This is a genomic window from Mycobacterium sp. UM_11 (assembly GCF_001414075.1).
Taxonomy (GTDB): Bacteria; Actinomycetota; Actinomycetes; order Mycobacteriales; family Mycobacteriaceae; genus Mycobacterium.
The window spans coordinates 1-13,359 of sequence record NZ_LATC01000117.1 but is presented as its reverse complement, the minus strand read 5'-3'; the positions used below and the strand labels follow the sequence as shown (position 1 = coordinate 13,359).

Annotated in this window: 13 protein-coding genes and 1 pseudogene; 10 read left to right on the top strand and 4 right to left on the bottom strand. The window is 71.2% G+C overall.

Translation table 11 applies throughout. From position 1 onward, the window contains the following. Positions 1-21: 21 nt before the first annotated feature. Both WU80_RS21525 and WU80_RS26190 read right to left on the bottom strand, forming a co-directional pair. Positions 22-903: pseudogene (locus tag WU80_RS21525) on the bottom strand (FAD-binding oxidoreductase); the annotation flags it as partial. Positions 904-931: 28 nt separating this feature from the next. Further along, complete coding sequence (locus tag WU80_RS26190) at positions 932-1,336, bottom strand: DUF3060 domain-containing protein (protein WP_055405167.1); 405 nt, start codon at positions 1,334-1,336, stop codon at positions 932-934. 129 nt (positions 1,337-1,465) lie between these two features. On the opposite strand from WU80_RS26190, the gene clpB reads away from it, so the two are divergent. The 8 genes from clpB to WU80_RS21480 all read left to right on the top strand — a co-directional run bounded on the left by clpB (position 1,466) and on the right by WU80_RS21480 (position 9,832). Beyond that, the gene (gene clpB, locus WU80_RS21515; RefSeq protein WP_055405166.1) at positions 1,466-4,018 is read left to right on the top strand and encodes an ATP-dependent chaperone ClpB; all 2,553 of its coding nucleotides are present in this window, start codon (positions 1,466-1,468) and stop codon (positions 4,016-4,018) included. Positions 4,019-4,170: 152 nt separating this feature from the next. Next, positions 4,171-5,031, top strand: a complete 861-nt coding sequence (gene ttfA / locus WU80_RS21510; RefSeq protein ID WP_055405165.1) for a trehalose monomycolate transport factor TtfA — start codon at positions 4,171-4,173, stop codon at positions 5,029-5,031. A gap of 54 nt (positions 5,032-5,085) precedes the next feature. Next, on the top strand, positions 5,086-5,859 hold the full coding sequence (locus tag WU80_RS21505) for an SDR family oxidoreductase (RefSeq protein ID WP_055405171.1): 774 nt from the start codon (positions 5,086-5,088) through the stop codon (positions 5,857-5,859). Further along, the gene (gene pyrE / locus WU80_RS21500; protein ID WP_055405170.1) at positions 5,846-6,388 is read left to right on the top strand and encodes an orotate phosphoribosyltransferase; all 543 of its coding nucleotides are present in this window, start codon (positions 5,846-5,848) and stop codon (positions 6,386-6,388) included. Before WU80_RS21505 ends, pyrE begins: the two co-directional genes overlap by 14 nt. Further along, positions 6,389-7,297: a hypothetical protein gene (locus tag WU80_RS21495; RefSeq protein WP_055405164.1), complete on the top strand. Its 909-nt coding sequence runs from the start codon at positions 6,389-6,391 to the stop codon at positions 7,295-7,297. It abuts the gene before it with no gap. Then, positions 7,294-7,938, top strand: coding sequence for an RNA methyltransferase (locus WU80_RS21490; RefSeq protein WP_055405169.1), 645 nt, complete (start codon positions 7,294-7,296; stop codon positions 7,936-7,938). Before WU80_RS21495 ends, WU80_RS21490 begins: the two co-directional genes overlap by 4 nt. 58 nt (positions 7,939-7,996) lie before the next feature. Further along, positions 7,997-9,139, top strand: a complete 1,143-nt coding sequence (locus WU80_RS21485) for an XdhC family protein (protein ID WP_055405163.1) — start codon at positions 7,997-7,999, stop codon at positions 9,137-9,139. A 54-nt stretch (positions 9,140-9,193) separates the two neighbouring features. Continuing rightward, the gene (locus tag WU80_RS21480) at positions 9,194-9,832 is read left to right on the top strand and encodes an SRPBCC family protein (protein WP_055405162.1); all 639 of its coding nucleotides are present in this window, start codon (positions 9,194-9,196) and stop codon (positions 9,830-9,832) included. On the opposite strand, the gene eutC is transcribed toward WU80_RS21480, so the two are convergent. After that, a complete protein-coding gene (gene eutC, locus WU80_RS21475) occupies positions 9,756-10,559 on the bottom strand; it encodes an ethanolamine ammonia-lyase subunit EutC (RefSeq protein ID WP_055405161.1) in 804 nt (267 codons plus the stop codon). The two genes, WU80_RS21480 and eutC, sit on opposite strands and share 77 nt — an antisense overlap. Continuing rightward, a complete protein-coding gene (locus WU80_RS21470) occupies positions 10,556-11,965 on the bottom strand; it encodes an ethanolamine ammonia-lyase subunit EutB (RefSeq protein WP_055405160.1) in 1,410 nt (469 codons plus the stop codon). Before WU80_RS21470 ends, eutC begins: the two co-directional genes overlap by 4 nt. Positions 11,966-11,993: 28 nt before the next feature. Between WU80_RS21470 and WU80_RS21465 the strand changes: the two genes are divergently transcribed. Together WU80_RS21465 and WU80_RS21460 are read left to right on the top strand one after the other, a co-directional pair. Next, entirely contained in the window at positions 11,994-13,115 is a 1,122-nt protein-coding gene (locus tag WU80_RS21465; protein WP_055405159.1) for a glycoside hydrolase family 76 protein, read from the top strand. Beyond that, positions 13,112-13,359: acetyl-coenzyme A synthetase N-terminal domain-containing protein (locus WU80_RS21460; protein WP_055405838.1), on the top strand; the 248-nt coding region annotated here is incomplete at its 3' end. The genes WU80_RS21465 and WU80_RS21460, both read left to right, overlap by 4 nt.

The following is a 13,359-nucleotide window of genomic DNA, read 5'->3' as shown; positions in this document are numbered from 1 at the left end:
GCGTCAGATGTGTATAAGAGACAAGTCGTAGAGCTCGCAGCGGTAGCGGGCGCCGAAGAACAGGTGCACCCGCGGGTTCACCGCGTACCGGGACAGGTCCATGATCAGCGCCCGCAGGGGCGCCAGGCCGGTGCTGCCGGCGACCATCAGAACGTCCCCGCCCTCCCGGTCGACCCGCAGGCCGCCGTGCGGGCTGGACAGCCGCCACCGGTCGCCGGGGCGCGCCTCGTTGACGATCGCGGTGCTGACCAGGCCGCCGGGCACCACGCGAACGTGGAACTCGATGCCACCGCCCGGGTCCGCCGGGATGGCGGGGGACAGGTAGCGCCAGCGCCGCGGGCATTGCGGGACATGCACATTGACGTACTGCCCGGCGTGATAGTCCATCGGCCGGTCGAGCTGTAGCCGGACGACCGCGAGGTCGCGGGAGACCCGCATGTGCTCGATCACGGTGCCGTCCCACCACGCCGGCCCCTCCTCGGCGTCCGCGGCGCCCCGCATCACCCCGGTGATCAGGTTGAGCGATTGGTTGGCCGCCTCGTCGACGGCGTCGGTCCAGGCGTCGCCGACGTGCGCCCGCAGCGCCGAGAACAGCGCGCGCCGCAACGTGTCGTAATGCTGTCCCAGCACACCGTATTTGCGGTGATCGCGGCCGAGCTGAGCGAGAAAGGCCACCGGTTCGTGGGCGCGCTGGTCGACGAGTTCGCCGTACACCCAATGCAGCGCGTGGGCGAAAGCCGTCCGCTGCCCGCCCATTTCGGGCGGGAACAGGTCGCGCACCGCGGGGTCGAGGGCGAACCACCGGGTGTAGAACCGGCGGACGACCTCGTTGCCGGGCCCGGAGTCGTCCGCGCCGAAGGCGTCGCGCAACAACCGCAACGCTTCGGTGTCCTCGAGCCCCACGGGCCCCGATTCTAGGCTCGCGACCCGCTCAGCCCTGCTTGACCGTGTTGGCCGTTCCGGCGCTCACCACGTTGGGGGAGCCCCAGTGGTAGGTGACCGCGTTGCCGGTTCCGGACGTGCTCACCGCGTCCGTGCTGTCGACGGCGACGCGGTTGTCGTGGCCAGAGACGCTGACGCTGGTGCAGTGGCCGGTGACGGTGACCGTGTTCGCCTGGCCGCTGACCGACAGGTAACCGCCCTGGCAACGGACGGTCTTCGTGGTGCCGGTCCCGTTGACCTGCAACGTGCCCGACTCCGGCACGGTCGCCGACGGACCGGCGCCGGCGAGATCGGTGCCGAATCCGGTCGCGGCCAGGCCTCCCAACGCCAGCCCGCCGGCCACGATGGCCAGCGTCAGGGCGTTAGGGGCCCGGTGCTGCTCCATTTGCGTCATCGATACGGGGGTACCCCCTGCGCCATACCGCCCAAAACTCGTTAGAGTTGAGCGGAACAGACTCAACCTTGACGGCGTTGTACATCGCGACAAGCATTTGGAACTACCCCTGAACGGAGGTGGCCCGGTTTGGCCAGCGACTCTTTCAACCCGACAACCAAGACGCAAGCGGCGCTGACCTCGGCGCTTCAGGCGGCCTCGGCCGCCGGTAACCCCGAGATCCGGCCCGCGCATCTGCTGATGGCCCTGCTGACGCAGGCCGACGGGATCGCGGGGCCGCTGTTGGAGGCTGTCGGCGTCCAGCCCGCGACCATTCGTACCGAGGCCGAGCGCCTGGTCGGCCGCCTGCCCCAGGCCAGCGGCGCCAGCTCGCAGCCGCAGCTGTCGCGCGAATCGCTGGCCGCCATCACCACCGCCCAGCAGCTGGCCACCGAGATGGACGACGAGTACGTCTCGACCGAGCACCTGCTGGTCGGCCTGGCCACCGGCGACTCGGACGTCGCCAAGCTGCTGACCGGCCACGGCGCCTCGCCGCAGGCCCTGCGCGACGGCTTCGTCAAGGTGCGCGGCAGCGCCCGGGTGACCAGCCCGGAGCCGGAGGCCACCTATCAGGCGCTGGAGAAGTACTCGACCGACCTGACCGCCCGCGCCCGGGAGGGCAAGCTGGACCCGGTCATCGGGCGGGACAACGAGATTCGCCGCGTCGTGCAGGTGCTGAGCCGTCGCACCAAGAACAACCCGGTGCTGATCGGTGAGCCCGGCGTCGGCAAGACCGCGATCGTGGAGGGCCTGGCCCAGCGCATCGTCGCCGGCGACGTGCCGGAAAGCCTGCGCGACAAGACCGTCATCAGCCTGGACCTGGGCTCGATGGTGGCCGGCGCCAAGTACCGCGGTGAGTTCGAGGAGCGGCTCAAGGCCGTGCTCGACGACATCAAGAACTCCGCCGGGCAGATCATCACGTTCATCGACGAGCTGCACACCATCGTCGGCGCCGGCGCGACCGGCGAGGGCGCAATGGACGCCGGCAACATGATCAAGCCCATGCTGGCCCGCGGCGAGCTGCGGCTGGTCGGCGCCACCACGCTCGACGAGTACCGCAAGTACATCGAGAAGGACGCCGCGCTGGAGCGTCGCTTCCAGCAGGTGCTGGTGGGCGAGCCGTCGGTGGAGGACACCGTCGGCATCCTGCGCGGGCTGAAGGACCGCTACGAGGTGCACCACGGGGTGCGCATCACCGACTCGGCCCTGGTGGCCGCGGCCACGCTGTCCGACCGCTACATCACCGCCCGCTTCCTGCCGGACAAGGCCATCGACCTGGTCGACGAGGCCGCTTCGCGCTTGAAGATGGAGATCGACTCCCGGCCCGTCGAGATCGACGAGGTCGAGCGCCTGGTGCGCCGCCTCGAGATCGAGGAGATGGCGCTGGCCAAGGAGGAGGACGAGGCGTCCAAGGAGCGGCTGGAGAAGCTGCGCTCCGAACTGGCCGACCAGAAGGAGAAGCTGGCCGAGCTGACCACCCGCTGGCAGAACGAGAAGAGCGCGATCGACGTGGTCCGCGAGCTCAAGGAGCAGCTCGAGGCGCTGCGCGGCGAGTCCGAGCGGGCCGAGCGCGACGGCGACCTGGCCAAGGCGGCCGAGCTGCGGTACGGGCGCATCCCGGAGGTCGAGAAGAAGCTCGACGCGGCGCTGCCCCAGGCCGAGGCGCGGGAGAACGTGATGCTCAAGGAGGAGGTCGGGCCCGACGACATCGCCGAGGTGGTGTCGGCGTGGACCGGCATCCCCGCCGGCCGGATGCTCGAGGGCGAGACCGCCAAGCTGCTGCGCATGGAGGAGGAGCTGGGCAAGCGCGTCATCGGCCAGAGGCGAGCCGTCCAGGCGGTCTCCGACGCCGTGCGGCGGTCCCGGGCCGGCGTCGCCGACCCCAACCGGCCGACCGGGTCGTTCATGTTCCTCGGCCCGACCGGCGTCGGCAAGACCGAGCTGGCCAAGGCGCTGGCGGAGTTCCTCTTCGACGACGAGCGCGCGATGGTTCGCATCGACATGAGCGAATACGGCGAGAAGCACTCGGTGGCCCGGCTCGTCGGCGCCCCGCCGGGTTACATCGGCTACGACCAGGGCGGCCAGCTGACCGAGGCGGTGCGCCGCCGGCCGTACACGGTGATCCTGTTCGACGAGATCGAAAAGGCGCACCCGGACGTGTTCGACGTGCTGCTGCAGGTCCTCGACGAGGGCCGGCTCACCGACGGGCAGGGCCGCACGGTCGACTTCCGCAACACCATCCTGATCCTGACGTCCAACCTCGGGTCGGGCGGCAGCGAGGAGCAGGTGATGGCCGCGGTGCGCTCGGCGTTCAAGCCCGAGTTCATCAACCGGCTCGACGACGTGATCATCTTCCACGGGCTCGAGCCCGGCGAGCTGGTGGCGATCGTCGACATCCAGCTGGCCCAGCTGCAGAAGCGGCTGGCGCAGCGCCGCCTCACCCTCGAGGTGTCGCTGCCGGCCAAGCAGTGGCTGGCGCAGCGCGGGTTCGACCCGGTCTACGGCGCCCGGCCGCTGCGCCGCCTGGTGCAGCAGGCCATCGGCGACCAGCTGGCCAAGCTGCTGCTGGCCGGCGACGTGCACGACGGGGACACCGTGCCGGTGAATGTCAGCCCGGACGGCGATTCGCTGATCCTGGGCTGAGGCCGCTCGAACGTCGACTTGTTGTTGGCATTTCATCCGAAATCGCCCAACAAGTCGACGTTCGGCGCATGTGTGGGGTGTTTAGTCCTGTAATTGGGTTGTGACCAGCCGGACTTCTTTATTCCGGCACGATTGCGGATACCCTGTGTGGGATGGTCCCCCTTTGGTTCACGCTGTCCGCGCTGTGCTTCGTCGGCGCGGGCGTGCTGCTGTACGTCGACATCGATCGACGCCGCGGGCGCAGCAGGCGCCGCAAGTCGTGGGCGCGGTCGCACGGGTTCGACTACGAGCGTGAATCGGCCGACATCCTCAAGCGCTGGAAGCGCGGGGTGATCTCGACGGTCGGCGACATCGCCGCGCAGAACGTGGTGCTGGGTCAGATCCGCGGCGAGGCCGTGTACATCTTCGACCTCGAAGAGGTCGCCACCGTGATCGCGCTGCACCGCAAGGTGGGCACCAACGTCGTGGTGGACCTGCGCCTCAAGGGCCTCAAAGAGCCACGGGAGAGCGACATTTGGCTGCTGGGCGCCATCGGCCCGCGGATGGTGTACTCCACCAACCTCGACGCCGCGCGGCGGGCCTGCGACCGCCGCATGGTCACCTTCGCCCACACCGCGCCCGACTCCGCCGAGATCATGTGGAACGAGCAGAACTGGACGCTGGTCGCCATGCCGATCACCAGCACCCGCACCCAGTGGGACGAGGGGCTGCGCACCGTGCGCCAGTTCAACGACCTGCTGCGGGTGCTGCCGCCGCTGCCGGAGGAAACCCAGCAGGAGGCCGGCGCGCCCGCGGCGCTGCGCAGCGCGTCGCCCGGCCGCCCGCTGGCGCCCGCCGGTCGCGCGGAGCTGCCGCCCCGGCGCGCGCAGCAGGACGTCTCCGGCCTGCTCGGTTCGGAGGCCGCCCGCCGGCCCGCCGAGCCGATCCGCCGGGAGCAGCGCGCCCCCGACGCCGTCCGCCGGCCGCCGCCCACCGGGCGCAACGGCCATCAGGCCACCAACTATCAGCACTGACGGCGCGCCGGGCGCCGGACGGGCGGCGCGGCCGCCGTCATTAGGATGTCGCTCATGCCCCGCCCCGTAGCCCTGATCACCGGGCCCACGTCCGGGATCGGCGCCGGCTTCGCGCGACGCTTCGCGAACGACGGCTACGACCTGGTCCTGGTGGCCCGCGACGTGGACCGGCTGACCGATCTGGCCGGGGAACTGGCGGACCGGGCCGGTGACATCGAGGTTTTGCCGGCCGACCTGGCCGAAGCCGCCGGCCGCGAGCAGGTCTGCGAACGGCTGGCCCGGGGCGTGCGGGTGCTGGTCAACAACGCCGGCTTCGGCACCTCCGGTGACTTCTGGGCCACCGACCCGGCGCTGCTGCAGTCGCAGCTCGACGTCAACGTCACCGCCGTCATGCACCTGACCCGGGCGGCGCTGCCGGCCATGCTGGACGCCGGCGCCGGCACCGTCATCAACATCGCCAGCGTCGCCGGGCTGGTGCCGGGCCGCGGCTCCACCTACTCGGCGTCCAAGGCGTGGGTGATCTCGTTCAGCGAGGGCCTGTCCGTCGGCCTGCAGGGCACCGGCGTGGGGGTGCACGCCGTGTGCCCGGGCTACGTGCACACCGAATTTCACGCCCGGGCCGGCATCGACATGGCCAAGTCGCCGTCGTTCATGTGGCTCGAGGTGGACGACGTGGTGAATCAGAGCCTGGCCGACATCGCCCGCGGCAAGGTGATCAGCATCCCGGGCCTGCAATACAAGGCGATCATCGCCGCCGAGCGGATGATCCCGCGGACCCTGATGCGGGCCGTGACCAAGCGAATCGGCGGTGGCCGTGGCCGGACCTGACCCGCACGAGGAACTGGCCGAGCTGGTGCGCCGGCTGTCGGTGGTGCACGGCCGGGTCACCCTGTCGTCGGGCAAGGAGGCCGACTACTACGTCGACCTGCGCCGCGCCACGCTGCACCACCGGGCCTCCGCCTTGATCGGCACGCTGATGCGCGACCTCACCAGGGACTGGGACTACGCCGTGGTCGGCGGGCTCACGCTGGGCGCCGACCCGGTGGCCACGGCCGTCATGCACGCCCCGGGCCGTCCGATCGACGCGTTTGTGGTGCGCAAGTCCGCAAAAACCCATGGGCTGCAACGTCTTATCGAGGGCTCCGAGGTTTCCGGCCAGCGAGTGCTGGTGGTCGAGGACACCAGCACCACCGGCGCGTCGGCGCTGACGGCGGTGCACGCCGTCCAGGAGGCCGGCGGACACGTGGTCGGCGTGGCCACCGTCGTCGACCGTTCCACCGGCGCCGCCGAGGCCATCGAGGCCGAGGGCCTGCCGTACCGCAGCGTGCTGGGCCTCGCCGATCTGGGGTTGGGCTAATTGCATTGCCGCGCACAGCTTCTAGCGGTTGCGGCCTGCGTGCTGGCCTGCCTGACGGGGTGCTCGGGCGCCGGCCAACCGGTGCGCCCGTACGGCGCGCAGGGGGCGCGGCTCGGCGAATCGGTGTCGCTGCTGGGCTGGAACATGTCGGTGTCGAACCTGCGCTGGGACGGCGACTACGTGCTGATCGACGTCGACGCCTCCGCGGCCAACCCCAAGGCGCCGCACGCCAAACCCGAGGACATCCGGTTCGGGCTCTACGGCGCGCTGTCGCACCCGATGGAGTCCAACGGGGTGGGCAGTTGTGATCGCCCGACGGACAAGGCACCCGAGGTCCACTCGCCGCTGTCGGCATCCGGCGACCGGCTCGCCGGGACGGTTTGCCTTGGGCCGCTTAAGGATCGGAGCCAAGTCCGTGGCGTGTACACCTACTCGCCGCGCGACCGGATCCCGAACAGCTCGGCGGCCTACCCGGCCGCGTTTCCGGTGGGGCTGATGCCCACCAACGCCAACGACACCGGCGTGGCGGTCAAGACCACCAGCCTGTCGGCCTGGCGCGCCGACGGCGCCCCGATGACCAAGGCGCAGCTCGGCGATCCCGCGGCCTTCAACGGGAACGGCTTCATGCTGCTGGGTCTCGAGGTCGACGGGATCGCGGCCCGGTACCGCGACGACTCGGCCAAGCGCGGCGGCCCGCTGATGCTGCTCGCGTCTCCGACGCTGCCCGGCGCCGGCCTCAACCCGGCCTGCGCTGCGTACGGGTCGTCGGTGCTGGTCCTGCCCGACGCGTCGCTGGACGCGGTGCACGTCAGCGCGTCGCTGTGCACCCAGGGCGAGATCAACGAGGCGTTGCTGTATGCGACGGTGGCGGTCGACGGCACCCACGCCGGGGTGTGGACGCCGCGATGACCGGTCCCGGGCCCACCGAATGGGCGACGCCGGGCGGCGGGGTCGGGCCGTGGGTGGGTGAGCCGCCCGACGACCCGCGTTATGACCCAATTCTGTTGCGCGAGGGCGACACTCGTAACGTTGTCGACGCCTACCGGTACTGGACGCGGGAGGCGATCATCGCCGACATAGACCGGCGCCGGCACCCGCTGCACGTGGCGATCGAGAACTTCGGGCACGACGCCAACATCGGGTCGGTGGTGCGCACCGCCAACGCGTTCGCGGTGCACACCGTGCACGTCGTGGGCCGGCGGCGCTGGAATCGCCGGGGCGCCATGGTGACCGACCGCTATCAGCGGCTGTGCCATCACGACAACACCGCCGAATTGCTCAGCTTCGCCGCGGACGTCGGGCTCACGGTGGTCGCGGTGGACAACGTTCCGGGGGCGGCACGGCTGGAGGAGACCGCGCTGCCGCGCGAGTGCCTGTTGGTGTTCGGTCAGGAGGGTCCGGGCATCACCGACGACATCCGGGCGGGCGCGGCGGTGACGGTGTCGATCGCCCAGTTCGGCTCCACCCGCAGCATCAACGCCGGCGTCGCCGCCGGGATCGCCATGCACGCCTGGGTTCGCCAGCACGCCGACCTCTCCCACGCCTGGTAGCCACTCAAAGCCAACGATTCACACGCGGGGCCTGAGGCCGTCACTCTACGTTGAGAGAGTGCGTGACGTGATTGCCGAGCTGATGTCGATCTGGCGCGCGGGCGACACCGCGGGGCTCGGCACGGTGGTGCGCACCTTCCGGTCCGCCCCGCGCCCGCCGGGAGCCGCGATGGTGGTGGCGCCGGACGGCTCGGTCGCCGGGTCGGTGTCGGGCGGCTGCGTGGAGGCGGCGGTGTACGACCTCGCCACCGAGGCCGCGCGGACCGGGACCGCGCGGCTGGAACGCTACGGCGTCAGCGACGACGACGCGTTCGCGGCGGGGCTGACGTGCGGGGGCGTCATCGATGTCTTCGTCGAGCCGGTTTCGCCCGCGACGTTCCCCGAACTCGGCGCGGTGGCCGACGACATCGCCGCGGGCCGCGCTCTCGCGACCGCGACCGTCATCACCCACCCCGATCCCACCCGGGTCGGCCGGCGGCTGGTGATCCGGCCCGACGGGGTGGCGGGGTCGCTGGGTTCGGCGCGCGCCGACGCCGCGGTCGCCGACGACGGGCGCGGCCTGCTGGCGCTGGGCCGCAGCGACGTTCTGGAGTACGGGCCCGACGGGCAGCGGCTCGGCGACGGCATGGAGGTCTTCGTGGCCAGCCATGCGCCGCCGCCGCGGATGCTGGTGTTCGGGGCGATCGACTTCGCGGCGGCGCTGGCGCGGCAGGGCTCCTTCCTCGGCTACCGCGTCACCGTGTGCGACGCCCGGCCGGTGTTCGCCACGCGGGCGCGCTTCCCGACGGCCGACGACGTCGTCGTCGACTGGCCCCACCGCTACCTCGCCGCCCAGGCCGCGGCGGGCGCCGTCGATCGCCACACCGTGATCTGCGTGCTCACCCACGACCCCAAGTTCGACGTGCCGCTGCTCGAGGTGGCGCTGCGCCTGCCGCAGGTCGGCTACGTCGGGGCCATGGGCTCGCGCCGCACGCACGACGACCGCGTGATCCGGCTCAAGGCCGCCGGGCTGACCGACGCCGAGCTGGGCCGGCTGTCCAGCCCCATCGGGCTGGACCTCGGCGCCCGCACCCCGGAGGAGACCGCGGTCTCGATCGCCGCCGACATCATCGCCAGGCGCTGGGGCGGCGGCGGCCGCCCACTGACCCAGATCGTGGGGCGGATCCACCACGACGCGGGGGACCCCACTCTACTTCCGTAGTGCCGCCCGTAGGCTGGTGCTCGACGCCGCTTCACACGCGAGAGGACCCGGGGCATGAAGATCGCCAACCAGTTCACCGTCAGCGCACCCATCGACCAGGCGTGGGACGTGCTGAGCGACCTGGAGCAGGTGATCCCGCTGATGCCCGGCGCTTCGCTCACCGGCCACGAGGGGGAGGACTACCTCGGCAAGGTCAAGGTCAAGGTCGGGCCGGTCACCAGCGAATTCAGCGGCACGGTCCGCTTCGTCGAGCACGACCGCGGGCAGTACCGGGCGGTCATCGACGCCAAGGGCAAGGAGACGCGCGGCACCGGCAACGCGGCCGCGACGGTCACCGCCGTGCTGCAGCCCGACGGCGAGAAGACCGGCGTCACCGTGGACACCGACCTGAAGATCGCCGGCAAGCTGGCCCAGTTCGGCAGCAGCATGCTGCAGCAGGTGTCGGAGAAGCTGCTGGGCCAGTTCGTCGAGTCGCTCGAGGCCAAGCTGGCCGCCGAAGCGGTGGCCGCGCCGGCGACCCCGGAGGGCCCCGCGCAGATCGGTCGCCCCCCGGAGCCGCGTCACGCCGCCGAGCCCGAGCCCATCGATCTGCTGGACCTCGCCGGGGGCGACCAGCTCAAGAAGTACGCCCCGGTGCTGCTGGCCGTGCTCGCCGCGCTGCTGCTGGGCTGGGTGCTGGGCCGGCGGGGCTAGCACCGCCTATCGCCGCCCGCGTCGTGTCCTTGAGGGCGACCCCCGAGCGGCCGAGTTCGCGGGCGCCGGCGACCAGCGCGGCGGTGACCGCCGCGGCCGTCGCGTAGTCCAGGCCGTCGGGTGGATGGATGTTGGAGACGCAGTTGCGGTCGGCGTCGGTGCGTCCGGGCGCCGGCCGATGCGTCAGGTAGATGCCCAGGCTGTCGGCTACCGACAGCCCCGGGCGTTCACCGATGAGCACGAGAACCGTTGTGACGCCAAGGGTTTGACCGATATGGTCGCCGAGCGCGACGCGCGCCTGGGTCGCGACGACCACCGGGGCGATTCGGTACCGGCCGTCGAATGCGCGGACCAACGCGTCGACCATGCCCGCGGCGTGGTCGGTCAGCGCGCGCGGCGAGAGGCCATCCGCGAGCACAAAACCGATGTCGGCCTTGGTGTTTGGCAGACTCGACAGGTCGGCCGGGCTTCGGCCGAGGTCGGGCCGGCGCAGATATTCGCCGCGCGAGCCGGCCCGGCTGCACACTCGCAGCGGCGCCTCGATGCCGACCTCACCCAGCCGCTGGACGAGGCCGTCGACGTCGAGGGGATCGTGCACGGCATCACGCGCCGCGGCGTGCGCGGCCTGAAATTCCAGGACGCGCCGGGTCGGTAGCGAGTCGCCCGCCCGCCCGAGCCCGATGCGTGCCTGCGTGGTCGCCCGCAGTGGTGCCCACAGGTCGGTCATCGGCCGGCCGCCAGCGCGCGCAGCGGCGACGTCGCCAGATCGACGGGCAGGATCCGGCCGTCGGCGTCGGCCATGCCCAGGCCGGCCAGCCACGCCTCGAATTCGGGAGCGGGCCGCAGCCCCAACGCCTTTCGCACATACAGGGCGTCGTGAAACGAGAGGCTCTGGTAGCCGAGCATGATGTCGTCGGCACCGGGAACGGTGATGACGAACGCGGTGCCCGCCACGCCCAGCAGGGTGAGCAGCGTGTCCATGTCGTCCTGGTCGGCCTCGGCGTGGTTGGTGTAGCAGACGTCGACGCCCATCGGCAGGCCGAGCAGCTTCCCGCAGAAGTTGTCTTCGAGCCCGGCGCGGATGATCTGCTTGCCGTCATAGAGGTACTCCGGCCCGATGAATCCGACCACGGTGTCGATCAGCAGCGGCTGCAGCGCCCTGGCCACCGCGTAGGCTCGCGCCTCCAGCGTCTGCTGATCGACCGGCCTGTTCCCCACGCCGAGGTGGGCTCCGGCCGACAGCGCCGCACCCTGCCCGGTCTCCAAGTACATGACGTTGTCTCCGACGGTCCCGCGGTTCAGCGACCGGGCGGCCTCGTTGGCCTCCCGCAGCATCGCGATCGAGGTGCCGAAAGATGCGTTGGCGCCCTCGGTTCCGGCGATCGACTGGAACACCACATCGACGGGGGCGCCGCGCCCGATCAGCTCCATCGTGGTGGTGACGTGGCACAGCACGCACGACTGGACGGGAATCGCGAACCGCTGCCGAATGTCGTCGAGCAGGCGCAGCAGCTCGGACGCCGCGTGCGGCGAGTCGGTCGCGGGGTTGATGCCGATCACCGCGTCCCCGCAACCCATCAGCAGCCCGTCGAGCAGCGCCGCGGCGATCCCGCGCGGGTCGTCGGTGGGGTGGTTCGGTTGCAGCCGGGTGGCGAGCGTGCCCGGCAGCCCGATCGTGGTCCGCAAGGCCGCGGTGGCGCTTGTCGTGGCGGCCACCGAAATCAGGTCTTGGTTGCGCATGATCTTCGACACGGCCGCAACCATTTCCGGTGTCAGCCCCGGGGAGACGGCGGCGATGCGCTGCGCGCCGTCGTCGCGGGACGCGGCATCCAGCAGCCAGTCGCGAAAATCCCCCACGGTCAGGCCCGCGATCGGGCCGAACGCGTCGGGGTCGTGGGTGTCGATGATGAGCCGGGTGACCTCGTCGGTCTCGTACGGCACGACCGCCTCGGTGAGGAACGTCGCGAGTGGGATGTCGGCCAGCACCCACGCGGCCGCGGCCCGCTGCGCGTCGGAGTCGGCGGCACACCCCGCCAGCTGGTCGCCCGAGCGCAACGGCGTCGCCTTCGCCATCACGTCGACCAGGCCGGAGAAGGAGTGCGTGGTTCCCGAAATGGTTTGCCGGTAGCGCATATATCAGTATGAGGCAGGATCTGGGGGTATGGATCAGCTGTGGGTCAACCGCGCGGCCAGCTCCGAAGCCGCCGTCACGCAACGGCACCTCAAACGCCTATGGGGGTTGCCCGGAACGCAGCTGGGCGTGGTGGCGTGGCCGTCGACGCGGCGGGACCGGATGTTCGGCACCTGGCACTACTGGTGGCAGGCGCACCTGCTGGACTGCCTCGTCGACGCGCAGCTGCGCGACCCGCAGCCCGACCGGCACACCAGGATCAACCGGCAGGTCCGCTCGCACCGGTTGCGCAACAACTTTCGCTGGACCAACAGCTATTACGACGACATGGCCTGGCTGGCGCTGGCGCTGGAACGCGCCGCGCGGATAGCCGGCGTGGAGCGGCATCGCGCGCTGCCGAAGCTGGCGGATCAATTTCTCGAGGCGTGGGTGCCCGAGGACGGCGGCGGCATCCCGTGGCGCAAGCAGGACCAGTTCTTCAACGCCCCGGCCAACGGACCGGCGGGGATCTTCCTGGCGCGCTACGGCGATCGGATGCGGCGCGCCCAGCAGATGGCGGACTGGATCGACGAGACCCTGATCGACCCGGAGACGCACCTGGTTTTCGACGGCATCAAGGCCGGGTCCCTGGTCCGGGCGCAGTACTCCTACTGCCAGGGAGTGGTGCTCGGCCTGGAAACGGAACTCGCGGCGCGCACCCATGACGACCGGCACGCGCCGCGGGTGCACCGGCTGGTCGCGGCGGTCGCCGAGCACATGGCCCCGACCGGCGTGCTGGCCGGCGCCGGCGGCGGGGACGGCGGCCTGTTCTCCGGCATCACCGCGCGCTACCTCGCCCTGGTCGCGACCGCCCTGCCCGGCGATTCGGCCGACGACGCCGCGGCCCGCGACACGGCCCGCCGGGTTGTGCTGGCGAGCGCGAAGTCGGCGTGGGACTACCGGCAAACGGTGGACGGGGTGCCGCTGTTCGGCCCGTTCTGGGATCGCGACGCCCAGGTGCCGGGCGCGGAGGGCGGCCAGGCGCAATTCGTCGCGGGCGCGGTGAACAGTTCCGAGGTGGCCGAACGGGACCTGTCCGTGCAGCTATCCGGGTGGATGCTGATGGAGGCCGCCTGTAACGTCACCGCCGTGACGGCAGGGAGCGCGACATGACCGAGCCCGGCGGCTGGATTCCCGACGAGGCGACGCTGGCCGAAGCGAACCTCACCCGCTTCATCGCGTGGCTGGGCGAGACCGGCCGCGGCCACTTCGACGACTACCACGCGCTGCGGCGCAAGTCCGTCGAGGACATCGAATGGTTCTGGGACGCCGTCTGGAAGTTCTTCGACATCCAGGCGGACAGCCCCCCAACCGCGGTCCTGGGGGGGCGTTCCATGCCCTGTCTCTTATACACATC

Bases quoted from the DNA above. Each gene is read 5' to 3' on its own strand.
- WU80_RS26190 (WP_055405167.1), bottom strand. From the start codon at position 1,336: ATGACGCAAATGGAGCAGCACCGGGCCCCTAACGCCCTGACGCTGGCC.
- ttfA (WP_055405165.1), top strand. From the start codon at position 4,171: ATGGTCCCCCTTTGGTTCACGCTGTCCGCGCTGTGCTTCGTCGGCGCG.
- WU80_RS21505 (WP_055405171.1), top strand. From the start codon at position 5,086: ATGCCCCGCCCCGTAGCCCTGATCACCGGGCCCACGTCCGGGATCGGC.
- WU80_RS21490 (WP_055405169.1), top strand. From the start codon at position 7,294: ATGACCGGTCCCGGGCCCACCGAATGGGCGACGCCGGGCGGCGGGGTC.
- WU80_RS21480 (WP_055405162.1), top strand. From the start codon at position 9,194: ATGAAGATCGCCAACCAGTTCACCGTCAGCGCACCCATCGACCAGGCG.
- eutC (WP_055405161.1), bottom strand. From the start codon at position 10,559: ATGACCGACCTGTGGGCACCACTGCGGGCGACCACGCAGGCACGCATC.
- WU80_RS21470 (WP_055405160.1), bottom strand. From the start codon at position 11,965: ATGCGCTACCGGCAAACCATTTCGGGAACCACGCACTCCTTCTCCGGC.
- WU80_RS21465 (WP_055405159.1), top strand. From the start codon at position 11,994: ATGGATCAGCTGTGGGTCAACCGCGCGGCCAGCTCCGAAGCCGCCGTC.